General features: G+C 72.3%; 21 protein-coding genes. 10 read left to right on the top strand and 11 right to left on the bottom strand.

The features are described from left to right. Positions 1-175 precede the first annotated feature (175 nt). From ACRYCC_RS05125 to ACRYCC_RS05115, 3 genes are read left to right on the top strand one after another with little or no spacing between them, the layout of a single operon-like run. Complete coding sequence (locus ACRYCC_RS05125) at positions 176-1,546, top strand: NtaA/DmoA family FMN-dependent monooxygenase (protein ID WP_433809223.1); 1,371 nt, start codon at positions 176-178, stop codon at positions 1,544-1,546. Beyond that, positions 1,543-2,781: an LLM class flavin-dependent oxidoreductase gene (locus ACRYCC_RS05120; protein ID WP_433809221.1), complete on the top strand. Its 1,239-nt coding sequence runs from the start codon at positions 1,543-1,545 to the stop codon at positions 2,779-2,781. Before ACRYCC_RS05125 ends, ACRYCC_RS05120 begins: the two co-directional genes overlap by 4 nt. Then, positions 2,778-3,923, top strand: a complete 1,146-nt coding sequence (locus ACRYCC_RS05115; protein WP_433809219.1) for an LLM class flavin-dependent oxidoreductase — start codon at positions 2,778-2,780, stop codon at positions 3,921-3,923. The genes ACRYCC_RS05120 and ACRYCC_RS05115 overlap by 4 nt, the downstream gene beginning before the upstream one ends. Before the next feature lie 78 nt (positions 3,924-4,001). On the opposite strand, the gene ACRYCC_RS05110 is transcribed toward ACRYCC_RS05115, so the two are convergent. The 7 genes from ACRYCC_RS05110 to ACRYCC_RS05080 all read right to left on the bottom strand — a co-directional run bounded on the left by ACRYCC_RS05110 (position 4,002) and on the right by ACRYCC_RS05080 (position 10,624). Beyond that, on the bottom strand, positions 4,002-4,394 hold the full coding sequence (locus ACRYCC_RS05110) for a 4Fe-4S dicluster domain-containing protein (RefSeq protein WP_433809217.1): 393 nt from the start codon (positions 4,392-4,394) through the stop codon (positions 4,002-4,004). Further along, complete coding sequence (locus tag ACRYCC_RS05105) at positions 4,391-5,995, bottom strand: FAD-binding protein (RefSeq protein ID WP_433809215.1); 1,605 nt, start codon at positions 5,993-5,995, stop codon at positions 4,391-4,393. Before ACRYCC_RS05105 ends, ACRYCC_RS05110 begins: the two co-directional genes overlap by 4 nt. Further along, positions 5,992-6,972 (bottom strand): ABC transporter substrate-binding protein, encoded by a 981-nt coding sequence (locus ACRYCC_RS05100; protein WP_433809213.1) that lies wholly within the window; start codon positions 6,970-6,972, stop codon positions 5,992-5,994. Before ACRYCC_RS05100 ends, ACRYCC_RS05105 begins: the two co-directional genes overlap by 4 nt. A gap of 73 nt (positions 6,973-7,045) precedes the next feature. After that, complete coding sequence (locus tag ACRYCC_RS05095; protein WP_433809211.1) at positions 7,046-7,426, bottom strand: 4Fe-4S binding protein; 381 nt, start codon at positions 7,424-7,426, stop codon at positions 7,046-7,048. Next, on the bottom strand, positions 7,423-9,009 hold the full coding sequence (locus ACRYCC_RS05090) for an FAD-binding protein (RefSeq protein WP_433809209.1): 1,587 nt from the start codon (positions 9,007-9,009) through the stop codon (positions 7,423-7,425). The genes ACRYCC_RS05095 and ACRYCC_RS05090 overlap by 4 nt, the downstream gene beginning before the upstream one ends. Further along, positions 9,006-9,761 carry an ABC transporter ATP-binding protein gene (locus ACRYCC_RS05085; protein WP_433809207.1) on the bottom strand — a complete coding sequence of 252 codons (756 nt, stop codon included), beginning with the start codon at positions 9,759-9,761 and terminating at the stop codon, positions 9,006-9,008. Before ACRYCC_RS05085 ends, ACRYCC_RS05090 begins: the two co-directional genes overlap by 4 nt. Further along, positions 9,758-10,624 carry an ABC transporter permease gene (locus tag ACRYCC_RS05080; protein WP_433809205.1) on the bottom strand — a complete coding sequence of 289 codons (867 nt, stop codon included), beginning with the start codon at positions 10,622-10,624 and terminating at the stop codon, positions 9,758-9,760. Before ACRYCC_RS05080 ends, ACRYCC_RS05085 begins: the two co-directional genes overlap by 4 nt. A gap of 565 nt (positions 10,625-11,189) precedes the next feature. Between ACRYCC_RS05080 and ACRYCC_RS05075 the strand changes: the two genes are divergently transcribed. Further along, on the top strand, positions 11,190-12,530 hold the full coding sequence (locus ACRYCC_RS05075; protein ID WP_433809203.1) for a sensor histidine kinase: 1,341 nt from the start codon (positions 11,190-11,192) through the stop codon (positions 12,528-12,530). 183 nt (positions 12,531-12,713) lie between these two features. Here the strand turns inward: ACRYCC_RS05075 and ACRYCC_RS05070 are convergent, their stop codons facing one another. Next, positions 12,714-12,890, bottom strand: coding sequence for a hypothetical protein (locus ACRYCC_RS05070; RefSeq protein ID WP_433809201.1), 177 nt, complete (start codon positions 12,888-12,890; stop codon positions 12,714-12,716). Positions 12,891-13,026: 136 nt separating this feature from the next. On the opposite strand from ACRYCC_RS05070, the gene ACRYCC_RS05065 reads away from it, so the two are divergent. The 3 genes from ACRYCC_RS05065 to ACRYCC_RS05055 all read left to right on the top strand — a co-directional run bounded on the left by ACRYCC_RS05065 (position 13,027) and on the right by ACRYCC_RS05055 (position 17,984). Beyond that, complete coding sequence (locus ACRYCC_RS05065; protein WP_433809199.1) at positions 13,027-13,437, top strand: hypothetical protein; 411 nt, start codon at positions 13,027-13,029, stop codon at positions 13,435-13,437. A gap of 100 nt (positions 13,438-13,537) precedes the next feature. Continuing rightward, positions 13,538-15,721 (top strand): DEAD/DEAH box helicase, encoded by a 2,184-nt coding sequence (locus ACRYCC_RS05060; protein WP_433809197.1) that lies wholly within the window; start codon positions 13,538-13,540, stop codon positions 15,719-15,721. A 694-nt stretch (positions 15,722-16,415) separates the two neighbouring features. Beyond that, positions 16,416-17,984 carry a cellulose binding domain-containing protein gene (locus ACRYCC_RS05055; protein ID WP_433809195.1) on the top strand — a complete coding sequence of 523 codons (1,569 nt, stop codon included), beginning with the start codon at positions 16,416-16,418 and terminating at the stop codon, positions 17,982-17,984. Positions 17,985-18,095: 111 nt separating this feature from the next. Here ACRYCC_RS05055 and ACRYCC_RS05050 read toward each other — a convergent pair whose 3' ends face one another. Together ACRYCC_RS05050 and ACRYCC_RS05045 are read right to left on the bottom strand one after the other, a co-directional pair. Then, a complete protein-coding gene (locus tag ACRYCC_RS05050) occupies positions 18,096-18,563 on the bottom strand; it encodes a low temperature requirement protein A (RefSeq protein ID WP_433809193.1) in 468 nt (155 codons plus the stop codon). Then, complete coding sequence (locus ACRYCC_RS05045; protein WP_433809191.1) at positions 18,476-19,309, bottom strand: low temperature requirement protein A; 834 nt, start codon at positions 19,307-19,309, stop codon at positions 18,476-18,478. The genes ACRYCC_RS05050 and ACRYCC_RS05045 overlap by 88 nt, the downstream gene beginning before the upstream one ends. A gap of 152 nt (positions 19,310-19,461) precedes the next feature. On the opposite strand from ACRYCC_RS05045, the gene ACRYCC_RS05040 reads away from it, so the two are divergent. The 3 genes from ACRYCC_RS05040 (at position 19,462) to ACRYCC_RS05030 (ending at position 22,112) form a co-directional block, all read left to right on the top strand. After that, a complete protein-coding gene (locus tag ACRYCC_RS05040) occupies positions 19,462-20,208 on the top strand; it encodes a sensor histidine kinase (RefSeq protein WP_433809189.1) in 747 nt (248 codons plus the stop codon). A gap of 44 nt (positions 20,209-20,252) precedes the next feature. After that, entirely contained in the window at positions 20,253-21,146 is an 894-nt protein-coding gene (locus tag ACRYCC_RS05035; RefSeq protein ID WP_433809187.1) for an RNA polymerase sigma-70 factor, read from the top strand. 210 nt (positions 21,147-21,356) lie between these two features. After that, complete coding sequence (locus ACRYCC_RS05030; RefSeq protein WP_433809185.1) at positions 21,357-22,112, top strand: SDR family oxidoreductase; 756 nt, start codon at positions 21,357-21,359, stop codon at positions 22,110-22,112. 60 nt (positions 22,113-22,172) lie between these two features. Here ACRYCC_RS05030 and ACRYCC_RS05025 read toward each other — a convergent pair whose 3' ends face one another. Beyond that, the gene (locus ACRYCC_RS05025; RefSeq protein WP_433809183.1) at positions 22,173-23,372 is read right to left on the bottom strand and encodes a hypothetical protein; all 1,200 of its coding nucleotides are present in this window, start codon (positions 23,370-23,372) and stop codon (positions 22,173-22,175) included. Positions 23,373-23,551 lie beyond the last annotated feature (179 nt).

Here is a 23,551-nt window from a genome sequence, read left to right as displayed (position 1 = left end):
CCTATCCTCCTTCAGGGTTCTCTGGTAGGTAGGCGTTCCACTCCGTTCCATCTCCTCGCCGATGACGACCGCCATGCTCGGCAGCGTCTGGATCCGCCTGACGTCGTCCCATCGGATTGTTGACGAGGAAACATGCTTTTCCTACTATGTAGATAGGAATTGAGGAGGCGACACGATGCCCACCGCGCGGCCCTCCGCCGTCAAGCAGGTCCACCTCGCGGCGCACTTCCCCGGTGTCAACAACACCACGGTCTGGTCGGATCCCAGATCGGGCAGCCAGATCGACTTCGGCTCCTTCGTCCGGCTGGCGCAGACCGCGGAGCGCGGCAGGTTCGACTTCTTCTTCCTGGCGGAGGGGCTCCGGCTGCGCGAGATGAAGGGCCGCATCCACGACCTGGACGTCGTCGGCAGGCCGGAGTCGCTCACCGTGCTGTCCGCGCTGGCGGCCGTCACGTCGCACCTCGGCCTGGCAGCCACGGTCAACTCCACCTTCAACGAACCGTACGAGGTGGCCAGGCGGCTGGCGACCCTCGATCACCTGAGCGGCGGCCGGGCCGCGTGGAACGTGGTGACCAGCTACGACTCCTTCACCGGCGAGAACTTCCGGCGTGGCGGGTTCCTGGCGGAGGCCGACCGCTACACGCGTGCCGCCGAGTTCCTCCAGGTCGCCCGGGAGCTGTGGGACTCGTGGCGAGCCGACGCGGTGGTGGCCGACCCGTCGGCGGGCGAGTTCGTCCGGCCCGACGGCATCGGCCCCTTCCACCACGACGGCCGGCACTTCTCCATCTCCGGGCGGTTCAACGTCCCTCGCGGCCCGCAGGGCCATCCGGTGATCATCCAGGCCGGGGACTCCCACGAGGGCCGAGAGTTCGCGGCCAGGGCCGCCGACGTCATCTTCAGCCGGCACAGCAGGCTGGAGGACGGGCGGGCCTTCTACAAGGACGTCAAGGACAGGCTCGCGAAGTACGGGCGCGAGCCCGCGGAGCTGAAGATCCTCCCGGCGGTGACGTACGCCCTCGGGGACACCGAGCAGGAGGCCGCCGAGCACGCCGCGGAGATCCGCAGGGCCCAGGTCGGCCCGGAGACCGCGATCGCCTTCCTGGAGGGCGTCTGGGGCAGGGACCTGTCCGGTCACGACCCGGACGGCCCGCTTCCCGACCTCGAACCCGACCTGGTGGAGGGCGTGTCCAAGGGCCGGGCGCAGTTCAGGGGGGACCGGGGCGCGATCGTCGAGCAGTGGCGGGCGGTGGCCCGGGAGAAGGGGCTGACGATCCGCGAGCTCGTCATCGAGGTCACCGGGCGGCAGTCCTTCATCGGGACCCCTCGTACCGTCGCCGACCAGATCGAGGAGTTCGTGCGGACCGATGCCGCGGACGGGTTCATCTTCGTGCCGCATCTGACGCCCGGCGGGCTCGACGACCTCGTCGACAAGGTCGTCCCCCTGCTCCAGGAGAAGGGGGTCTTCCGCGCCGACTACACCGGGCCGACGCTCCGCGACCACCTCGGCCTCACCGCGCCGCATCCCCGGGACGAGGCGTCCGCGTGACCGGGCCGGACCTTCATCTCGCCGTGGCGCTGGAGGGCACCGGATGGCACCCCGCGGCCTGGCGTGACCCGGCGGCCCGGCCCGCGGCGGTCTTCACGGCCGGGTACTGGGCCGGCCTGGTCGCCGAGGCCGAACGCGGGCTGCTGGACTTCGTGACGTTCGAGGACTCCCTCGGGCTGCAGTCCTCCCTGCGGGAGGGTCCGGACGGCCGCACCGACCAGATCCGCGGCCGGCTCGACGCCGTGCTGCTGGCCGCCCGGCTGGCACCGCTGACCTCCGGTATCGGGCTGGTCCCGACCACGAGCACGACCCACACCGAGCCGTTCCACGTCTCGATCGGCATCGCCACGCTCGACTTCGTGAGCAACGGCCGGGCCGGCTGGCGCCCGCAGGTGTCCCCCGGCCGGGCCGACGCCGCACATTTCGGCCGCCGGGACCTCCCCGGCCTCCCGATCGGCGACCGCGACGACCCCGCCCTGGCCGGCCTGGTGGCGGAGCTGTTCGGTGAGGCCGCGGACGCCGTCGAGGTCGTACGCCGCCTCTGGGACAGCTGGGAGGACGACGCGGAGATCCGCGATGCGCCCACCGGCCGCTTCATCGACCGCGACCGGCTGCACTACATCGACTTCGCCGGCCGGTGGTTCAGCGTCCGGGGCCCCTCGATCACCCCGCGCCCGCCGCAGGGTCAGCCGCTGGTCACCGCCCTGGCGCACGACACGGTGCCGTACGAGTTCGCCGCGCGCGGCGCCGACGTCGTGTACGTCACGCCGCACACCCGCGACCAGGCGGCCGCCATCGCCGGCCGGGTGCGCGCCGCGGAGGCCGCCGTGGGCCGGGACGGCGAGCCGCTCCGGATCTTCGCCGACCTGGTCGTCTTCCTGGACGACGACGCCTCCTCCGCCGCCGGCCGCAAGGCCCGGCTGGACGAGCTGGACGGGGCCGAGCTCGGCTCGGACGCGCTGATCTTCACCGGTACGCCCGGGCAGCTCGCCGAGCTGCTCCTCGACTGGCAGGAGGCCGGGTACAACGGCTACCGGCTGCGGCCCGGTGCGCTACCGCACGACCTGACGGCGATCACCCGTGGGCTCGTCCCGGAGCTGCAGCGCCGAGGGAGGTTCCGCCGGGCCTACGCGGCGGCGACGCTGCGCGGGCGGCTCGGCCTGCCCCGGCCCGCCAACCGCTACGTGGAGCCGATCCCGAGCAGGCCGTCCCCGGCCGGAGGGCCCTTGTCATGACCTCTCTCTCGATCCTCGATCTCGCACCGATCACCTCCGGAGGCACCGCGGGCGACGCGCTGCGCAACACGATCGACCTCGCCCGGCGCGCCGAGGCGGCCGGCTATCACCGGTACTGGCTGGCCGAGCATCACCTCACCCCCGGTGTCGCCAGTTCGGCGCCGGCGGTGCTCATCGCCCTGGTGGCGGCGGCGACGAGCCGCATCCGGGTGGGATCGGGCGCCGTGCAGCTGGGGCACCAGACCCCGCTGTCGGTGGTCGAGCAGTTCGGCACCATCGACGCCCTCCACCCGGGCCGGATCGACCTGGGGCTCGGCCGGTCCGGGCAACGCAGGGCCGAGCTCCAGAAGGCGGCCGACGACCCGCCCGGGCCGTCCGAGCCGCCCGCGGTGCGGGCCCGGGTCGAGAACGGCCTGCTCATCCCGCCGCCGTTCTCGTTCGCCAAGGTCGCCGGGGCCCCGCTGTTCACCCTGTACGCCGAGCTCCTGCAGCAGCCGGGCGCGCAGTCACCGGACTTCGCCGAACAGGTCGACGACATCATCGCCCTGCTGGCCGGCACCCACCGCTCCGCCGGCGGCATCGAGGCGCACGCCCAGCCCGGCGAGGGGGCCGGCGTGGAGCTCTGGATCCTCGGCAGCAGCGGCGGCCAGAGCGCCCAGGTCGCCGGGGAGCGCGGACTTCCGTTCGCCGCGAACTACCACGTCAGCCCCGCCACCGTGCTGGAGGCGGTCGAGGCCTACCGGGCGGCGTTCAAACCGTCGGCCGTGCTGGCGGCCCCGTACGTCATCGTCTCGGCGGACGTGGTGGTCGCCGCAACCGACGAAGCCGCCCGCGAGCTGGCGGCACCGTACGGGCTGTGGGTGCGCAGCATCCGCACCGGCCAGGGGGCGATACCCTTCCCCACCCCCGGCGAGGCCGCCGCCCACACCTGGACCGCGGAGGACCGTGCCCTGGTCGCCGACCGGGTCGACACGCAGTTCGCCGGATCACCGGAGACGGTCGTCGAAAGGCTGCGCGTGCTGCGGCGGGCCACCGGCGCCGACGAGCTGCTCGTGACGACGATCACGCACGATCACGCCGATCGGGTGCGCTCCTTCGAGCTGCTCGCCGAGGCCTGGCACCGGCGGGGCGCGGCGGAGTGACCGCCGCGCCGGTGGTCGCCGGAGACGTGAGCGACCGCGCCGTCCAGGAAGGCGGGCCGGGCCCGCGCGTCATGTACGTCACGGTCCGTCCTGGTCACCGCCCGGCTGGGCGGGCGGGGTCTCGATGACGTCGCGCACCCGCGCCGTGAAGATGTGGTTGGTGTCGAGCCGTGCGCCGGGGGTGCGGCCGCCGCCCCATCCGACGTACCGGCGGTAGAGCCCGAAGGCGTCCCGCGCCGCCAGCGCCACCTCGTCGGTGTGCGGGGAGCCCTTGGCCGCCGGGCCCGTCAGGGGCGCCACGTACAGCGCGTCGGCCGGGCAGTTGGCCTCGCACATGAAGCAGGTCTGGCAGTCGGACTGGCGGGCGATGACCGGCAGGCCGCCGGGCCCTCGGTCGAAGACGTCGGTCGGGCACACCTTGATGCACACGTCGCAGGACACGCAGCGCTCGGCGCTGACCACCTCGATCACAGTGATCTCCCCGGCAGCGGGTGGACGGGGTCCCAGGAGTGCGGGAGCGGTGCCTCCAGGGGCACGTCGGGCGCCGTCCAGAGCTCGTCGAGCCCGCCGGTGAGGATCCGGTGGGTGAAGCGCTCGTCGGTCGGCCTGCCGGCCAGCCGGTGCAGGCCGCGTGACTCGTCCCGGGCGAGTGCCGCGGTGTACATCCAGCGGGCGTGCGCGGTCATCGCCGCGGCCTCCCTGGCCCGCAGCCGTTCCCGGCCGGTGCCCGCGACGCCCTCCCGGGCCTGGCGCCAGACCTGGTCCAGCGACCGCAGCGACCGCCGCAGTCCCTCGGAGGTGCGGAAGTAGTTGCGGTCCAGCGGCAGCACCTCCTCCTGTACGGCCCGTACGATCTCGGCCGCGGGCGTACGGCCGGGAAGCAGACCGGCACCGCCCGCCGGGGTGGCCGGGGGCCGGGCCCGGCCCCGCGCGAAGTCCGCGGCCCCGGCGCCGGCCCAGGTCCCCGAGGAGATGGCCCAGGCGGCGTTGTAGGCGCCGCCACCGCTGATCGAGCCCGACACCAGCTCGCGGGTGGCGACGTCGCCGGCCGCGAAGAGACCGGGCACCGAGGTGGCGCAGGTGCCGTCGACGACGCGCAGGCCACCGGTCCCCCGCACGGTCCCCTCCAGCACCAGCCGCACCGGGTAGCGCTGCCGGAACGGATCGATCCCGGCCTTGTCCAGCGGGAGGAAGTAGTTCGGCTGTGCGGTGCGCATCGCCGCGTGCAGCTCCCGCGGTGCGCGGTCCAGCCGGGCGTAGACGGCCTGGCCGGCGGCGAGCAGCGCGGCGATCCGGTCCCGCCCGGCCAGCGGATGCGGCACGTCTATCTCCGTGCCGTCCTCCAGACTGTAGGACGCGAACTGCATCATCAGGCCCTTGGTGTGGTTGCCGTAGGCGGGCGAGAGCGCGTAGGCCGCGGAGAACTCCATGCCCGACAGCTCGGCGCCCAGCTCGGCCGCCATCAGGTGACCGTCGCCGGTGTCCACGTTGAGGCCGAAGGCTCCGGACAGGAAGGCGCAGCCACCGGTGGCCAGCACGACGGCTCCGGCCCGGACCGTCCAGGGCGCCGAGCCCTCCTGGCGGGCGATCCCGGACGCTCCCGCGACCACGCCCCAGGAGTCCTCCAGCAGCTCCAGCGCCGGGTGGTGGTCCAGGAGGGTGACGCCGAGCCGGTGCACCCGGCGCCGCATCCGGCGCATGTACTCCGGTCCCTGCAGGCTGCCGCGCCGCTGCGCGCCGTCCTCGTCGCGCGGGAACGGGTACCCCCAGGCGGCGAGGTCGCCGATGCGGCGGTAGGTCTCGGCGGCGACCCGGGCCATCCACCGCCGGTCGCCCAGCCGGCCGCCCGCGGCGAAGCGGGCGTCGACGGCGGCCTTCCGCGCGGCCGGATCCGGCGGCACGTACCAGAGGTTGTTGCCGCCGGAGGCCGCCGAGCCGCTGGTTCCGCAGTAGCCCTTGTCGGCGAGGACCACGCGCGCTCCGGCGGTGGCCGCGGCCACCGCCGCCCAGGTCCCGGCCGGCCCGCCGCCCAGGACCAGGACGTCGGTGTCCAGCTCGTCGCCGCCGGTCACGTCTTCGCCCCCGGCGCGACCCAGGAGTCGATGGTGAAGTCCTTGGCGATCAGCTTCTGCTGGAGCAGGAAGGTCTTGGTGCCGTCGAGCAGCTTCAGCCCGGCGTCGGTGAACGGCTGGTCCGGGACCTGGCTCCGCAGGGTGGTGGCCTTGGTGATCGCGGGAGGGTAGCCGCCGATCCTGGCGAGGTAGGCGGTGTAGTCGTCCCACTGCGCCTTGGCCTGCCGCCCGCCCTCGTTCTGCGCGGCCTGCCAGGTCTTGACGACACCGGGGTGCCGGTCGAGGAAGCTCTGGGTGACGACGGTGGCGGAGGTGCCGAGCAGGTTCGGGTGGTCCTTGGACGCCACGTCGATGACCGGCAGTCCCTTGCCCCGCTCGATCTCCACATTGGCCGAGACCAGCCCGCCTGCGTCGATGTCGCCCTTCTCCAGCGCGGCGACGATCGCCGGGGTGTACATGTTGATGATCTCCTTGGGCTTCACCCCGGCCTCGGCGAGCGCGCCGAGCAGGTAGCGGTGGATGTAGGAGCCGACCTGGACGGCGATCCGCTTGCCCTCGAGGTCCTTGAGGGTGGCGGGTCCGCCCTTCCTGGTGACGATGCCGGCGTCCTGGCCGACGGCCGCCTGGGAGATCAGCCGGGTGGGCAGGTTCTTGCCCCGGGCGACCAGCGCCGGGGTGTCGCCGTAGATGCCGAGGTCGAGGGACCCGCCGGCGAGCGCCTGGTTGAGGTCGGGCCCGTTCGGGAACGTCGCGACCTGGATCTTGGTGACCCCGAGGCTCTTGAGTGCGGGCAGGAGCTCGTCCTTGCTGTGCAGGTAGCCGACCGGGCCGGTCAGCTCGCCGCCCTTGCCGGTGCCGATCACGCCGATGCGCAACGTGATCGAGCCGTCCTTGCCGCCGGAACCCGACGATCCGCACGCCGCGAGCGCGGTCAGCAGCAGCGCGGCGAGAATCGGGCGGAGGAACCTGGATGTCACGGTCGTGCCTTTCGATGGAGCTTCTCAGCAGGTGGGACTTATGGGCGTTCGGGCCAGAAGGTGCTAGGAGGTGCTAGGAGGTGATGGAGTCGTCGGAGGCCGGCCGCGGGCGGGGCACACCGGGACGGGGCAGTGCCGGGCCGATCGCGCGCAGTGCCCCCGGGGTGCGGCCGCGGCCCCAGCCGATCTGCTCGCGGTAGCTGCCGAGGGCGCCCTCGCCGATGAGCCGTTCCTCGTCGAGCAGCTCGGAGTGGCGCGGCAGCGGGTGCGACTGGGGTGCGACGAACAGCGCGTCGACCGGGCAGTAGGCCTCGCACATGAAGCAGGTCTGGCAGTCGCCGTGCCTGGCGAGCACGGGTACGCCGTCGGGGCCGCGGTCGAACACGTTGGTCGGGCAGACCTCGATGCACTTGTCGCAGGTGATGCAGCGCTCGCGGGAGACGACCTCGATCACGACGCCACCGCCACGGTGGCCGCCGTCTCGGGGGCGATCCAGACCTCGTCGAGGCCGCCGGCCAGCAGCCGGTGGTGCTGAGCCGGGTCCTGGCCGGGGAAGTCCGCCCGCTTGTGCATGCCCCGGGTCTCGGTACGGGTCAGCGCCGCGTTGTACATCCAGCGGGCGTGCGCGGCCATCGCCGCCGCGGACCGGGCCCGTACGACGTCGCCGCCCTCGGCCCGCAGGCCCCGGCGCAGCTCTGCCCAGACGGCGTCGAGGGCGCCGAGCGCAGGAGTGAGCCGGTCCCCGTGCCTCAGCAGGTTCTTGTCGTAGGGGAGCACCTCCCGCTGCACCGCGGTGACGACCTCGTCGGCCGTGACGCCGCCGGGCGTTCCGGTGGGCCGCAGCCCCGCCCCGCCCGCGCCCCGGGCCGTACGGCCGGTGGCGCGGGAGCCCAGCTCACGCGCGTGCCTGGCGGCGGCGCGGCCGGCCCACGTGCCGGACGACATCGCCCAGGCGGAGTTGTGGCTGCCGCCGCCGGTGAACCCACCGCAGATCAGCTCCCGGGTGGCCGCGTCACCGGCGGCGTAGAGCCCCGGCACCGAGGTGGCGCAGTCGTCGCCGGTGATCCGGATCCCGCCGGTGCCCCGGACGGTGCCCTCGGCGAGCATCGTCACCGAGAACAGGTCGGTGAAGGGGTCGATGCCCTGGCGGTCGAAGGGGAGGAAGAAGTTGGGCTGGGCCAGCCGCATCGCCCGCTGGTCCTGCGGCGTGGCCTGGTCGAGCCGGGCCAGCACCTTCTCGGTCAGCAGGGTGCGCGCGATGACGGAGCGTCCCCGCTGGCTCCCGGCGCCCTCCAGCACACTGCCGTCCGCGTGGTAGAAGGTCGCGAAGGAGTAGAAGGCGGTCTTGGTGACGGAGGTGAACTCCGGTGCGATGGCGTACGCGTTGGAGAACTCCATGCCGGACATCTCCGCGCCGGCCTCGGCCGCGAACAGCGCTCCGTCCCCGGTGTTGACGTCGCAGCCGAGCGCCTTGCTGAGGAACGCGCAGCCGCCCGTCGCGAGGACGACCGCGCCCGCCCTGATGCGGTAGGCCTGGTCGTGCTGGCGGCGGTAGCCGGTGACCCCGGCCGCGGCGCCCTCCCCGTCGACCAGCAGTTCGGCGACGGGGCTGTGGTCCAGGATCCGCACGCCCGCGCGCTTGACCCGCACCCGCATCCGGCGCATGTACTCCGGGCCCTGCAGCCCCCGGCGGATCTGGGCGCCGTCCGGGCCGACCGGGAACGGGTACCTGCTGATCTCGGCGAGCTCGTTCATGTTCGCGTAGGTCTGGTCGAGCACGCGGTCCATCCACCGGCGGTCGGCGAGATGGCCGCCGAGCGCCTCGCGGCTGGCCTTGGCCGCCTCGCGGGCCGCCGGATCCGGCTGGACGTACCAGACCCCGGTGCCTCCCGAGGCCGTGGCACCGCTGGTCCCGAGGTAGCCCTTGTCCACGACGATGACATCGGCTCCCGTCTCGGCGGCCTTGACCGCCGCCCAGGAGGCCGCCGGGCCGCCACCGGCGATCACTACGTCCGCGGTGAGATCGAGTTCACTCATGGCTTCTCCTTGCGTTCGACGCTTCCGGGCTCGATGTCCTCGAGCTCGACGTGCACGCCCAGGCCCTGCAGCAGGGTGCGGCGGAGGGCGATGAAATCCGGGTGGTCGAGGGCTCTCGGCCGGGGCAGGCCGACGTTGATCTCCCGCGCTATGCGGCCGTCGGCGAGCAGCAGCGCCCGGTCCGCGAGCAGCAGCGCCTCCTCCACGTCGTGGGTGACGAGCAGGACGGCGGGCCTGCGCTCGGCCCACAGCTCGCCCACCAGCGCCTGCGCCTTGAGCCGGGTGAGGGCGTCGAGGGCCCCGAACGGCTCGTCGAGCAGCAGCAGCCGGGGTGTCCGGACCAGTGCCCGGGCGAGGGCGACCCGCTGCGACTCGCCGCCGGACAGGGTGAGCGGCCACGCGTCGGCGTGCGAGGCCAGCCCGACCTCCTCCAGCGCGGCGATGGCACGTTCCCGCAGCCGCGGTCCGTTGACGCCCAGGACGACGTTCTTCCAGACCCGCGCCCACGGCAGCAGGCGGTGCTCCTGGTAGACCACCGCGCGCTGCGCGGGCACGTGGAAGTCGCCGGCGGCGTCCGGGTCCAGGCCGCCGAGCGCCCGCAGCAGGGTGCTCTTGCCGGAGCCGCTGGCGCCCAGCAGCGCGACGAACTCTCCGGGCGCGATGTCGAGATCGACCGCGTCCAGGACGGTACGGTCACCGAACCGGCGGGTCAGCCCGCGGACCCGTACGCCCTCGTCCAGCGCCGTGGTCATCGCGCCACCAGCCCTCTCCGCCAGGCCAGCGCCCGGCGTTCCACGGCGCGGACCAGCAGGTCGGTGCCGAGCCCGAGCAGCGCGTAGACCATCAGCACCACGAAGACGGTGTCGGTCCGCATGAACTGGGTGGCCTGGTTGATGAGGTAGCCGATGCCGGAGCTGGTCGCCGACTGCTCGGCGACCACCAGGCTGAGCCAGGCGATGCCCAGGGACTGCCGCAGGCCCACCAGGATCTGCGGCAGCGCGCCGGGCAGCACGACCTTGCGGATCAGATCGAGCCGGCCCAGGCCGCAGGACTTGGCGGACTCCACGAGCCGCTCGTCCACTCCCCTGATGCCGTGGAAGACGTTGATGTAGAGGGGGAAGATCACGCCGATGGCGATGAGGGAGATCTTCGAGGTCTCGCCGATGCCGAACCAGATGATGAACAGCGGCACCAGCGCCAGGTGCGGCAGCATCCGCACGGCCTGCACCGGGGCGTCGATGATGTCCTCACCCAGGCGCGCGAGCCCCGCGAAGAGGCCGAAGACCAGGCCGATGGACAGGCCGATCGCCAGCCCCTTGAGCACCCGGACGAGGGAGACGCCGAGGTTGGCGAGCAGTTCCCCCGAGCCCAGCAGGCGGACGGCCTCGGCCAGGACCTGGGCCGGCGTCGGCGTGGTCGAGCCGAGCAGTCCCCTGCTCGCGCCGAGCTGCCAGCAGACCAGCACCGCGAACAGGCCGCTCACCCTGCGGAGCCTGCGCAGCGCCCCGGACGCTCTCGGCGCGGGCCTCGGAGCCGGGGTCGGTACGGACGGTGACGTGGGAGAGGTCGCCGGCCCGGAGGCGCCGGCGGGTGGATCGAGGACGTCGACGGACATGGTGAACACACCTCCGGCGCGAGAAGGCACGCCGAACGGGACCCTTGGAGGGTCGCGGGCAGGGGGGATCGCGGGTCGGAGACAGGACCCGGTCAGATGGGGAGGATTCGCGGGCGAGGGTGCCCGTCAGCTCGTCTCGAGGGCGCGCCCAGGGCGGACACCCGAGGCGAGGAAGCGTGTCAACAGCTTGCGCTGCACACGCGAAGCAGATCGATGTGACGCCGTGCCACCAGGTCAACCGCCGCGCTCATGGGGCCAGCATGCAGCACGTCCGGCCACGTGTACACCCCACCCCACCTGCGCCGGAGCCGACCGGCACCGCCCGGTTGGCAGGTTTATCGACAAAACCTACTGGTTTAGCAGGGATTATGCCCTCGCTGGGCCGATGTCGCACTCGTCAGGAAGTGACGGAGATCTCACCTTTACGCCATCGCCGAGCTCACGGGCATCGTGCCGAAAAGAATGCCCGGCCTTGGGACTGCCCTGGCCCCAGCCGAGCAGGTCTCTCTAGAAGGTGAACACCTCGCCTTCGGGAGGTCAGGTGCCGAACTGGAATCGATCATCCATGCGGGCCCGTACGACCATGGTCATCGGTGGCATCACGGCGTTGGTGTGCCTCGGGTTCAGCGCGCTCTTCCTCATCTACGTGCACGACGTCGAGGACGGCAGGGCCATCGCGCGGAGCACCACGGCCTGGGGCGGCGTGGTGCCCCTCATCAAACAGGGCAGACTCCCGCCGGTCCTGCCCTCCGGCAAGGGGGAGGCGATCCAGGTCCTGAACGCCCGCGGCCGGGTGGTCGCGGCGACCCCGCGGATGCTCGGCAAGCCGCCGATGGCCGGCTTCCGGCCGCCCGGCGGCCAGGTGCAGGCCTTACGAACACTGTGCCCTCCAGCGGGGCTCGAGGGCTGCTGGGCCGTCCGGTCGGCCAAGTCCTACCAGTCGGACGGGATCTGGCTGATCTATGCGGCGACCACCACGCCTCCCTGGTACGGGGCCTTGCCGGCGCTGCTCATGGCGATCATCGCGTCGGTTCTGGTGACGGCGCTGGCGGCGGCCGGGAACTTCCGGGTGGCCACCAGGAACATGGCCCCGGTGAACGCCATCCGGAGTGAGCTGGCGGAGATCACCGCGAGCGGTCTGCACCGGCGGGTGCCGGTGCCCGGCCACCAGCGGGAGTACGCGCTCCTGGCCGAGACGGTGAACGCCACCCTGGACCGGCTGGAGGGCGCCTACCAGCAGTTACAGCAGTTCACCTCGGACGCCTCGCACGATCTGCGGACCCCGCTCACCGCCGTGCGGACCCAGGTCGAGGAAGGCCTCATGTATCCGGAGGACACCGACTGGCCGCGGACGGCGGCCACGATCCTGACCGGGGTGGAACGGCTGCAGGCCATCGTCGCCGACCTGCTGACCCTCGCCCGGCTGGACTCCCGCCCGTCCCCCGTACGGGAACGCACCGACCTCACCGCGCTCGTCGCCGCCGAACTCGACCAACGCCCCTTCACTCTGAAGATCGTCAAAGATCTCCAGGAGTCCGTCTCCACCGAAGGCGACCGACTGCAGATAACCCGGCTGCTGGCGAACCTGCTCGACAACGCCGAGCGCCACGCCACCTCCCAGGTCACCGTGATCGTCCGGGCCGAGGGGTCCACGGCGGTGCTGGAGGTCACCGACGACGGCGACGGCATCGCACCCGAACTCCGCGAGGTCGTCTTCGAGCGCTTCACCCGGCTGGAGGCCTCACGCGCCCGCGACGCCGGAGGGACCGGACTGGGACTGGCGATCGCCCGCCAGACCGCCGAGGCACATGAGGGCACCCTGACCATCGAGGACAGCGAGCGAGGCGCCCGCTTCGTCCTGCGCCTCCCCCGGTACCGTCCTCCTGCCGTGATCTCCGAAGGGTGATCCGGCGTTCCATCCTCGGGGAGCGAGAACAGCAGGACGGAAGGTCGCCGACGACCGGAAACGACCCGGCGGCATCCGGCCCCTTGAACGGGGCACCGGTCGCAGGGATCATCGACGGCAGGCGCCCGGACCGCGACCTCCGAGAGGGTGGACGATGTTCTGCGCACACCGTGACAGCGGTGCTCACCGCTCGGGCCGTGCCATGGCGATGGTGGCCGGATCACTGCTGTGCCTTCTGATCGCCGGCTGCTCGGATTCGGGCGGCCGTCCGTCGCCCAGCGCGAGCGCACCCTCCGGTCCGGCCTCGGGCGCCGGCCCGGCCACCGAAGCCGTCACGCCCACGCCCACGCCCACTGCCACGCCCACCTCCCCGCCCACGATGTCGGCCGCCGAGGCTGATCTGAACGTACTGAGGAAGGGCGACTGCGTGGCGGCGCGCCTGTCACCGATCAAGACGGCCTGCGACTCGGCCGAGGCCGTGGCGAAGGTACTCGATATGGGAAAGCTCAAGCCCGGCGACCTGCTCACCGGATCCTCCATGCGGCGCTGCCCCGACGAGGCGGACGCGATCGTCAACGTGTCGGGCGGCCCCATCCCGTACACCAGCGCCGCACCGGGTCTGCGGCTGCCCGTCGGCTACCTCTGCCTGCGCAATCTGCGTCCGCCGCATCCGGGCGACCCCGGCAAGGGCGGCGGCGGCATCATCGTCGGCGACTGCGTCAACGTCGACAGCGCGAAACTGGTCACCGAGGTGCCCTGCAACGGAAGCGGGGAGAAGTCCGCGGACTACAAGGTCACCGAGATCACGGACTTGATCGCGACCGGAGACTGCCCGAAGGGCAAGGGCCGGATCTCGTTCAAGCCGCGCAACGAGTACATCCGGTCGTACTGCGCCAAACGGTTGTGAACGCCGCCCAGCCGCCCGTCACACTCCCGTACCCGCCCAAGAGAGCCGATCAGTGGTTGAATCGTGCGATTCGTCGGGCGGGAAGCGCGTCAGGGGGCGTATGGGCGGGAGCGAGTCAGCGGCCGGCCCGGAGCCGGCCGGCAAGCAGGCGCGCGCCGTCATCGGCGCGGCCGACCGGCTGCACGGCGCGGCGCGGACCCTGCTGTCCGAGCACGCCGAGGCTCGCCTGGCCGTCCGGCGCGCGCTGGCGCCGCTGACCGAGGATCTCGCCCGAGCCGAACTGGACCGCATCCCCGTGGCCCGGCTCAAGGAGGTCACCGGGGGGCGGCTGCGGCTGGGCCCGCTGGAGCGGTCCGGCTATACGACGGTCGGGCAGGTCCTGAGCGCGCCCGCGCACCGGCTGCGCTCGCTGCCCGGGATCGGCGCGCACACCGCCGCCCAGTTGCACGCCGCCGCGGAGCAGATCCGGGCGGCGATGCAGGAGTCCGTCGCGGTCCGCATCGACGTCGACGACCGTGACCCGCGTACGACCGCGCTCGTGGTCGCGCTGAGCCGGCTGGTGGCCGCCGGGCCCGAGCTCTCCCGGGCGTGCGCCACGGCCGGTCGCCTCGACACGGAACTGTCGGTGCTGCTGGCCGCCGCCGGGCCGGCGCGCGGCCGGCTGCGCGCGCTGCTGGCCGGGCGGGAGCGCCGGGAACACGCGCGCACGGCCGTCCTGCGGTTGACCGAACTGCTCGCCCGCGAGACGGCGGAGCGGACGCACCCGCTGCTCGGCCGGGTGACCACCGAGCTGCTCGGACGCCGGTCCGCGGCGGAGGCCTGGCGCGGGTTCGAGCGGTCGGCCCCGGAGTTCTACTCCGTCCTCGCCGAGAGCGTGGCCTTCGAGCACGACCCGGACGCTTCCCGTGGATTCGTGCCGGACGAGATCGCGGACCGGGTCAACGCGCAGCGTCTGGACGACACCCACCGGACGGTCTCGCTGCGCGGCTACCAGGCGTTCGGCGCACGGTTCGCCCTGGCCCAGCGCAGGGTGATCCTCGGGGACGAGATGGGGCTCGGCAAGTCGATCGAGGCCATCGCGGTCCTCGCACACCTGCGCGCGGAAGGCCACCGGCACTTCCTCATCGCCTGCCCGGCCAGCGTGCTGGTCAACTGGATCCGGGAACTCGAGGCCCGCAGCACCCTGCGCCCGCACCGCGTGCACGGCTCCGGGCGCGCCGCCGCACTCGCGGCGTGGATCGCGGAGGGCGGCGTGGCGGTGACCACCGTCGACTCCCTGCACACCCTGACGGTCCCGGGCGGGATCACGGTGGGGGCGCTGGTCGTCGATGAGGCGCACTACGTCAAGAACCCCAAGACGCGCAGGTCGCAGGCCGTCGCCGGGTGGTGCGAGCGGACCGAGCGCGTCCTGTTCCTCACCGGTACGCCGATGGAGAACCGGCTGGAGGAGTTCCGCAACCTCGTCCGCCACCTCCACCCGGACCTCGCCGACCGGATCGAGCCCGCGGCCGGGGAACTGGGCCCCGCCGGGTTCCGCAAGGCGGTCGCCCCGGTCTACCTGCGCCGCAACCAGAAGGACGTCCTCACCGAGCTGCCCGAGCTGGTGTCCACCGACGAGTGGACCGAGTTCGGCACCGCCGACTGGGAGCACTACCGGCAGGCGGTCGCGCGCGGCAACTTCATGGCGATGCGCAGCGCCGCCTACGCGGATCCGGAGAAGTCCGCCAAGCTGACGCGGCTTGCGGAGATCGTCGGCGACGCGGCCGAGACCGGCCTGAAGGTGGTGGTGTTCTCCTACTTCCTGGACGTGCTGAGAGCCGTGCACGAACAGCTCGGCCCCGGCGTCATCGGGCCGATCACCGGCGGCGTCACTCCCAACCGGCGCCAGGAGATGGTCGACAGGTTCTCCGCCGCGCCCGGTCACGCGGTCCTGCTCAGCCAGATCCAGGCCGGCGGGATCGGCCTCAACCTGCAGGCCGCCTCCGTCGTCATCCTGTGCGAGCCGCAGGTCAAACCCGCGCTGGAGGCCCAGGCCATCGCGCGAGCCCACCGCATGGGCCAGGTCCGCCGGGTCCAGAGCCACCGTCTCCTGACCGCCGACAGCCTGGACGAGCGCATGCTCCAGATCCTCGAGCACAAGACCCGGACGTTCGACAGCTACCTGCGCCGGAGCGACCTCGCCGAGTCCGCGCCGCAGGCCGTGGACATCGCGGAGAGCACGCTCGCACGCCAGATCGTCGAGGAGGAACAGCGGCGCTTCGGCCGGTCGTCCACCCCGGAGTAGGGCCGTCCGGCACCGCTCACCCATGCCCGCGACGCCGGCCCGCTCCACGCGGCGCACGGGCCCGGTACGCCGAAAACCCCGAGAAATCAAGGGCTTGTGGCGCCCCCGCGACCGGGTTAACATCGCGGTCAATTAAAAGGAAAGTTTCCTAACGGTCTACCGGGGGCTTGTTCGCATCTGGAGCGAGCCATGCCACGTAAGGTTCCGTTTCTTCTGCTCTTCGCGGTGCTCGGAGCACTGCTGTACGCCCCCGCCCGCCCGAGCGGCGCCGCGGGCACCGGCGGGACCGGCCCGCGGACCTGGGCGGCGCGGGCGCCGCCTGGGCCCAGGTCACGACGTCCTTCACCACATCGGCGCCGGCGGCCTCAGTCACGATCTTTGTCAACGGGTGGTACCGCCAGGGCCTTCATCACGCCGACGTCGTCGTCCTGGACGGGCCCACCGGCACCCCGCAGCCGCCCGGCACCACCACGAGCACAGGAGGCCCGCCACCCACCTCAGCCATCACGTCCGCGCCCCACCCCGACATGACGTTCCCCACGCCCGGCCTGGTGAGCGTCGAGAACGCGACCGGCGGCGCCGCCGGACCGCGAGCAGTCGCAGTCGGTCTCGCCCGCCTGCGGCGGGATCAGTCAGTCCGCCCACGAGTTCACCGACATCTTCCAGGCCTTCACGGGCTGAGTGGAGCACACCCATGAGAATCTTGCGTCTCGTCGTCGCGGCCGTGCTGGCCATGACCTTCACCACCACCGTGCTCAGCGGACCGGCCCTGGCCGCCGGGCTCACCGCGACCTTCACCAAGACCCAGGACTGGGGCTCGGGGTTCGAAGGCAAGTACACGATCACCAACGGCACGTCGAGCACGGTCAACGGCTGGAGCATCCAGGTCGACCTGCCCGCCGGGTACTCCGTGACCACCGCGTGGGACACCCAGATGACCCGCAGCGGGCAGCACTACACGTTCGCCAACCCGTCCTGGGCGCCGACGCTCGCCGCGGGCGCGTCCATCAGCTTCGGGTTCAACGGCAGCCCCGGCAACTTCAGCGGCGCACCGGCGAACTGCACCATCAACGGCGCGTCCTGCGGCGGCGGGACACCGCCACCGCCCGGCGCGCCGGGAGTCCCCGGCACCCCCTCGGTGACCGGCTCCACCGCGTCGGCGATCTCGCTGTCGTGGTCCGCTTCGTCCGGCACGGTCACCGGCTACCGCGTCTACGAGGGCACGACCGTCCGGGCCACCGTGACGGGCACCTCCGCCAGCATCTCGGGACTGGCCGCCTGCACGTCGCACAGCTACGCGGTGGCGGCGTACAACGCCAACGGCGAGTCCGCGAAGAGCGGCACGGTGACCGGGACGACCACCGGGTGCCAGCCGCCTCCGCCGGGGAGCAAGCTGCCCGGCGCCCCCTACCTCTACCTCGGCTGGGGTGACCCGCCCAGCGCGACCTCCGTCATGAGCTCGACCGGCGTCAAGTCGTTCACGATGGCGTTCATGCTCTCCGGCGGCGGCTGCACCCCGGCCTGGGACGGCAACCGTCCGCTGACCGGCGGCACCGACGCCTCGACGATCTCCGCGATCAAGTCCGCGGGTGGCAGCGTACAGATCTCCTTCGGCGGCTGGCAGGGCAACAAGCTCGGACCGAACTGCTCCTCGTCGTCGGCGTTCGCGGGCGCCGTCCAGCAGGTCATCAACGCCTACGGCCCCATCGCGGTCGACTTCGACATCGAGAACACCGACGAGATGGAGAACGAGGTCGTCCAGGACCGGATCCTCGGCGGACTGAAGATCATCAAGCAGAACAACCCGAACGTCAAGGTCGTCATCACCCTCGGCACCACCACGACGGGGCCGACGTACTGGGGCACCCGGCTGATCAACCAGTCCAAGGCCCTGGGCGTCAACGTCGACAACTACACGATCATGCCCTTCGACTTCGGCGGCGGCGCCGACATGTACGGCAGCACGGTCAGCGCCTCCGAAGGCCTGAAGAACGTCCTGAAGTCCGCCTGGGGCTGGGACGACGCCACGGCCTACAGCCACATGGGCATCTCCGGCATGAACGGGCTGTCCGACCAGCAGGAGGTGACGACCCCCGCGACCTGGACCCAGATCCGCGACTGGGCCAAGTCCAAGGGCCTGACCCGCCTCGCCTATTGGGCCGTCAACCGCGACCGCCCCTGCCCCGGCGGCGGTGTCGTGTCCAACTGCAGCGGCATCTCCCAGAACACCTGGCAGTTCACCCAGATCACCGCCGGCTTCTGACCCGCGAGGTCCGCTCCCCCGCGACGCCCGCCCGCCCCGCGCGGGCGGGCGTCCCGCGGGACCCGGCACCGCGACAGCCCGGTACCGGCTCCGGCGAGTGGCGCGACGGCGTCACACCGGGGCCGGCCCTTCGGCGGCGGTCGCCGGAGCCCACCGGCTCCGCGACCGGAGGGCCTCGCGTGCGAACGTCACCCCCAGCAGGAGCACGAGCACCACGGCGATGATCGTGAGCCCGGCGGCGACGCCGATGGCGGGCGCGACGAGCGCGGTGAGCAGCACGAGCACCGCCGCGCCGCCGATCGACTCCGGCCGCACCACGTTGCGGTGCAGGGGAGCGTGCAGCACCCACAGCATGACGAGCACCACGGCGACGGGAATCCCCACCGAGGCGACCACGGCCTGCGCACCCGCCTCGATGTGGTGCTCGCCCTCACCGGCCGACGCGACCGCGGCCTCGAGTCCCGCACCGAGCGCCGCCAGCGCCGCGAATATCAGGTAGTGCCCGTACCCCAGAAGAACGATGTGTTCCGCCGCGCCTCGAGCCCGTCGCCGGCGGGCTCGGAGAAGTAGATCCACCACAGCGCGAAGAGGATGACGAGGCCGGCCAGCGCGATGACGACGAGATGGGCGCTCAGCCCATGCGTGACCGCGCCCTGCACCGCGTTCGTCGCCGCGAGCACGCTCTCGCCGAGCAGGATGATCGTGAACAGCCCGTACCGCTCGGCGATGTGGTGCGGGTGCCAGGCCGTCCCTCCCGTACGCTCCGCGATCGGGGGCACGGAGAGGTCGAGCGCCACGAGCACGAAGTACACCCAGAGCGGCCCGTCGCCCGGCAGGGCGAGCCGGGACACCCAGAGCACCTGCACGAACGAGACGCCGATCGCGTAGCGAACAGCCGTCGTGCGCCCCTGGGGGTGCGCGACCGCGGCTCGCAGCCACAGGCTCACCAGCCCGACGCGCATGACGAGATAGCCGATCGTCACGGCGGTGAAGTCGCCCTCGAACGCCGCGGGCACACCGGCCGCGAGCACGAGCACACCGGCCATCTGCACCAGGGTCATGACGCGGTAGAGCACGTCGTCGGTGTCGTACGCGGAGGCGAACCAGGTGAAGTTCATCCACGCCCACCAGATGGCGAAGAAGACCATGAGGAACGGCCCGGCCGCCTGCAGGCCGTGGCCCTCCTCGGTCGCGTGGGCGAGCCGGCCCGCGATCTGTGACACCGCGGCGACGAAGGTCAGGTCGAAGAGCAGTTCGAGCGGGCTGGAGACCCGATGCGGCTCCCCCAGGTCACGGGCGACCATCCGGGTCCGGAGCAGCGACATGCACGTACTTTAGCTGCGGGTTCGGCGTGGCCTGGGCGGTGCCGGCGCAGCCCGCTCTGTCACGAACCCGGGGACTGCCCTGTCCTAGCTGGTGACCGGCTGGAAGAAAGGGCCGTTCATGCCGATCGCCGGAACTCCGGGGAGAGTAAAAGATGATCTCGATTCGCTGTGAACTCACGTGCGGCGACCCGTCCACCGACCGGGTGCCGTCCTGGCAGCACCGTTTCGCCGCCGACGCGGCCCACGAGCTGCGCACCCCCCTCGCCGGGCTCCGGGCCGAACTCGAGGAGGCCCGGCTGCACCCCGCCGAGACCGACCTGCCCCGGCTCCTCGGCGCGGCGCTCCGTGACGTCGGCCGGCTGGAGGCGATCACCGCCGACCTTCTCCTGCTCGTACAGGTCGCCACCGACACGCCCTCCCGGCACCGGCCCGTCGACCTCACCGCCACGGTCCATGCCCATGCCCTCCAGCGGACCGGCGGCCCGGACATCCGGTTGCGGACGGCGCCCGCGGTCACCGTCGACGCGATCCCCGCCCACCTGGACCGGCTGGTCGGCAACCTGCTCGACAACGCCCGCAAACACGCCCGGCACGAGATACAGGTCCAGGTACGCCACCAGGACGCCGGCGTGGAACTCACCGTCACCGACGACGGACCCGGCGTCCCCGCCCAGGACCGCGAGCGCGTCTTCGCACGCTTCGCCCGGCTCGACAACGCCCGCTCCCGCCACGACGGGGGGACCGGCCTCGGCCTGGCCATCGCCCGCGAGATCGCCCACGCCCACCACGGCACCCTGCACGTCGAGGACGCCCCCGGCGGTGGAGCGCGCTTCGTGCTCCGGCTTCCCCTCTCCGGCACAGCGCCTACCAGCGGGAACGGCCGATCACCTCGCCGGTAAAATGAAAGATCGCACGGCAGAAAGGGGCGGGGGCGATCGCGATCATGCACTCAGGACACCCACCGGCGAGTGCACTGGATCAGGCCGCCTCGGTCTTCGACGGTCTGCGCCCCCGGCTCTTCGGCATCGCCTATCGCATGCTCGGCAGCGCGGCGGAGGCCGAGGACATCGTGCAGGAGGTCTGGGTACGGTGGCAGACCACGGACCGCGCGGCCGTCCTGGACCCGCCGGCGTTCCTCGCCACGGCGACGACCCGCCTGGCGATCAACGTCGCCCAGTCCGCCCGGAAGCGCCGCGAGACGTACGTCGGCACCTGGCTTCCCGAACCGGTGGACACCAGCGCCGGCCCCGAAGCCGGAGTCGAGCGGGGCGAGGCGCTGGAACTCGCGGTCCTGCTCCTCCTGGAGCGGCTCTCGCCCACGGAACGAGCGGCGTACGTGCTCCGGGAGTCGTTCGACTACCCGTACGGCCAGATCGCGGCCATCCTCCAGCTGGGTGAGGCCAACACCCGGCAGCTCGTCAGCCGGGCGCGCAAACGCATCGCCGCCGGGCGCCGCACACCGGTGAGCTCGGCAGCGCATCGCCGGCTTCTGGAGGCCTTCATCGCCGCGGCCCGGACAGGCGAGCTCGCCGCACTGGAGGAGCTCCTCGCCTCGGACGTCGTCAGCTACTCGGACGGCGGGGGCGCCGTGCGTGCCGCGCGGATCCCGGTGATCGGCCGTACCCGCGTCGCGAAGGTCGTCAAGGCGTTCGCACCGTCCTTCTGGCCGGGAGCGACGGTCGCCTGGGTGGAGGCGAACGGGCAGCCGGGCGTGCTGGTCTCGCACGGGGAGACCGTCGTCGCGCTCGTCACCATCAGCGCCTCGGCGGAAGGCATCGACCAGATCTTGTGGGTGATGAACCCGGCCAAACTCGCAAGGTTCTCACCGGCGCGGTGAGAGGCACGTCACAGCACCACGCCCGGCCCCGAGCGCGCCCGCCCCACCGGTCCGGGCGTGCGGCACTCGTGGTCGCACCAGCTGTCACAGACGCGGCCGCTGCCCGGTCTCTCCTCCTGCAGGTCTGATCAAAACCGTCGATTCAGACGGCCGAAGTGCAGAGACGTCCTGCCGCCGCGGCGGCCGGACGACAGCGAAGAAGGGGAGATCATGAAAATTGTGGTGATCGGCGGCAGTGGGCTCATCGGCTCCAAGCTCGTGTCCAAGCTCCGCGAGCAGGGTCATGAGGCGGTGGCGGCGTCGCCCAGCTCGGGCGTCAACTCCGTCACCGGCGAAGGGCTGGCCGAAGCCTTCGAAGGCGCCTCCGCGGTCGTCGACGTGTCGAACTCCCCCTCCTGGGAGGACGCGGCGGTGCTGGAGTTCTTCGAGACCTCGACCCGCAACCTGCTCGCCGCGGAAGCGGCCGCGGGGGTGGGGCACCACGTCGCATTGTCGGTCGTGGGGAGCGAGCGTCTCCCGGAGAGCGGCTACTTCCGTGCGAAGATCGCGCAGGAGAAGCTGATCAAGGATTCCCCGGTCCCCTACTCGATCGTGCGTGCGACGCAGTTCTTCGAGTTCCTCAAGGCCATCGCCGACGCCGCCACCCACGGCGACACGGTTCGCCTGCCGCCCGCGCTCATCCAGCCCCTCGCGGCCGAGGACGTCGCCGGAGCGCTGGCCGACGTCGCGGTGGGCCCGGCGGTGAACGGCACCGTCGAGGTGGCGGGCCCCGAGCAGTTCCGTCTGGACGAGCTGATCCGGCGAGGTCTCAGCGCGCACGACGACAAGCGCGAGGTGATCACCGACGCCGACGCGGGCTACTTCGGCGCGGAGCCGAAGGAGCGCACCCTCATTCCGGGCGATGACGCGCGGCTCGCCCCGACCCGTTTCGACGACTGGCTGAGCCGCTCCACCGCCGGCGGGTGATCGGCTGCGGAGGCGGCCCCGCCGGTGACCGGCGGGGCCGCTTCCGCGGCGGCGTTCCCGTCAGCCGTCCGCGTGGACGCCGAGGTCGTGCAGGATCACCGACAGGGCATACGGGGAGATGGTGTGCCGGTCGTGGGTGGCGTCTTCGACGAGCTCCCAGTGGCCGTCCCCGATGACCGCGGCGCGGTGGCTGACCGCGGGGGCGTAGCCGCGGTGCCCGACGCCGCTGAAGCAGCAGGGATCGAAGCGGTTGAGGATCTGTATCTGCCGGCGGCCGGGACCCACCGCCGCCATCAGGTACAGGTCGAGAAAACCGGCGATGGCGTAGAACCCCGGCAGGGCGTCTCTGCGCTGTTCCCAGTCGCCGGTGGTGGAGCACGCGTTCGGCGGCGCCGACCGCAGGTAGAACGGCACGGATCCGGCCGCCGGGTAGCTGCGGGTGACGCGGGGATCGATGGCCGCGTACACGGTCGTGGTCCATCCCCCGCCGGACAGGCCGATCATCTGGACCGAGGTCGGCCGGTAGGTCCTGGTCACGTGGTTGAGCGCGATCGCGACAGGCTCGAGGAAGAAGGTGAGGGCCGAGAAGCCCGCCGACTCCCACCGGGCGAGGTCATCGTGGGAGGTGATCACGGTCCGTCTCCTCGCGTCGCCCGGCTCCGTGATCGACGGGGGGTTCCAATGCTTGAACGGCATGGCGCAGGCCAGTACCGAATATCCCCGGTCCAGCAGGGCCTGCGTTGTGCGGAGCATGGTCCCGAGCGGCTCGCCATGGCCGTTGTGGTAGACCGCCAGTCTGCGGTTCCACTCGCACTGCGGCAGCACGTGAAAGAGCCTGGACGAGACCGCGTGCGCGAGCGGAACGCTCAGCTCGTCGATGCGCCGCAGGCTCCGGAGCGCGGCGAGTTCCGGTACCGCGACGTCCTGTCTGACGCGCGGCGCACCGAAGGGAAGGCCCGCGCCCTTCCACACGTAGTCGATCAGTGCCGCCCGTCTGGACACCAGGTCGCCGACGCTGCCGATGGTGATCAGAGACTCGACGTCGACACCGGTGGCCTCCCTCGGCATCGCCTTGTAGGCCATGCCGTGACGTGCCGCGACCTCGGCGTTCACCGGCCCGACCGGCCGCGGCGGTACGGAGGCACCCGCCACCGGGGACGCGAGTGCGCGGGCAGGCGGAGTCACCGCCGCGAGCGAACCGCCCGCCACCGCTCCGCCCATACGCCGCAGCAGCTCACGCCGGTTCACCGCATCCGTCATCCGGCCCCGTCCCCCAGTCCCCGGCCACGCTCTGCGACCGTTCTACCGACCGCTCCGGCCTCGGCGACGACGACGCGCCGGGCCTGCGCCGAAGACCGGCCGGGCGGCCGCGGGTCCGGACCGCGGCCGCCCGCCCTGCCGCCCGCCCTGCCGGACGGACGGACGGCCGGACGGACGGA

The sequence above is a fragment of the Actinomadura scrupuli genome, from assembly GCF_050971785.1.
In the GTDB taxonomy this organism is placed as follows: Bacteria; Actinomycetota; Actinomycetes; order Streptosporangiales; family Streptosporangiaceae; genus Actinomadura_E; species Actinomadura_E scrupuli.
The sequence above is the reverse complement of the archived record's forward strand: the minus strand, read 5'-3'. Positions and strand labels throughout refer to the sequence as shown.

Excerpts from the sequence above, each read along its gene's own strand:
- ACRYCC_RS05035 (WP_433809187.1), top strand. The coding sequence starts at position 20,253 with ATGCACTCAGGACACCCACCGGCGAGTGCACTGGATCAGGCCGCCTCG.
- ACRYCC_RS05030 (WP_433809185.1), top strand. The coding sequence starts at position 21,357 with ATGAAAATTGTGGTGATCGGCGGCAGTGGGCTCATCGGCTCCAAGCTC.
- ACRYCC_RS05055 (WP_433809195.1), top strand. The coding sequence starts at position 16,416 with ATGAGAATCTTGCGTCTCGTCGTCGCGGCCGTGCTGGCCATGACCTTC.
- ACRYCC_RS05115 (WP_433809219.1), top strand. The coding sequence starts at position 2,778 with ATGACCTCTCTCTCGATCCTCGATCTCGCACCGATCACCTCCGGAGGC.
- ACRYCC_RS05075 (WP_433809203.1), top strand. The coding sequence starts at position 11,190 with ATGCGGGCCCGTACGACCATGGTCATCGGTGGCATCACGGCGTTGGTG.
- ACRYCC_RS05125 (WP_433809223.1), top strand. The coding sequence starts at position 176 with ATGCCCACCGCGCGGCCCTCCGCCGTCAAGCAGGTCCACCTCGCGGCG.
- ACRYCC_RS05040 (WP_433809189.1), top strand. The coding sequence starts at position 19,462 with ATGATCTCGATTCGCTGTGAACTCACGTGCGGCGACCCGTCCACCGAC.
- ACRYCC_RS05080 (WP_433809205.1), bottom strand. The coding sequence starts at position 10,624 with ATGTCCGTCGACGTCCTCGATCCACCCGCCGGCGCCTCCGGGCCGGCG.
- ACRYCC_RS05065 (WP_433809199.1), top strand. The coding sequence starts at position 13,027 with ATGGGAAAGCTCAAGCCCGGCGACCTGCTCACCGGATCCTCCATGCGG.
- ACRYCC_RS05090 (WP_433809209.1), bottom strand. The coding sequence starts at position 9,009 with ATGAGTGAACTCGATCTCACCGCGGACGTAGTGATCGCCGGTGGCGGC.
- ACRYCC_RS05085 (WP_433809207.1), bottom strand. The coding sequence starts at position 9,761 with ATGACCACGGCGCTGGACGAGGGCGTACGGGTCCGCGGGCTGACCCGC.
- ACRYCC_RS05060 (WP_433809197.1), top strand. The coding sequence starts at position 13,538 with ATGGGCGGGAGCGAGTCAGCGGCCGGCCCGGAGCCGGCCGGCAAGCAG.
- ACRYCC_RS05045 (WP_433809191.1), bottom strand. The coding sequence starts at position 19,309 with ATGTCGCTGCTCCGGACCCGGATGGTCGCCCGTGACCTGGGGGAGCCG.
- ACRYCC_RS05025 (WP_433809183.1), bottom strand. The coding sequence starts at position 23,372 with ATGACGGATGCGGTGAACCGGCGTGAGCTGCTGCGGCGTATGGGCGGA.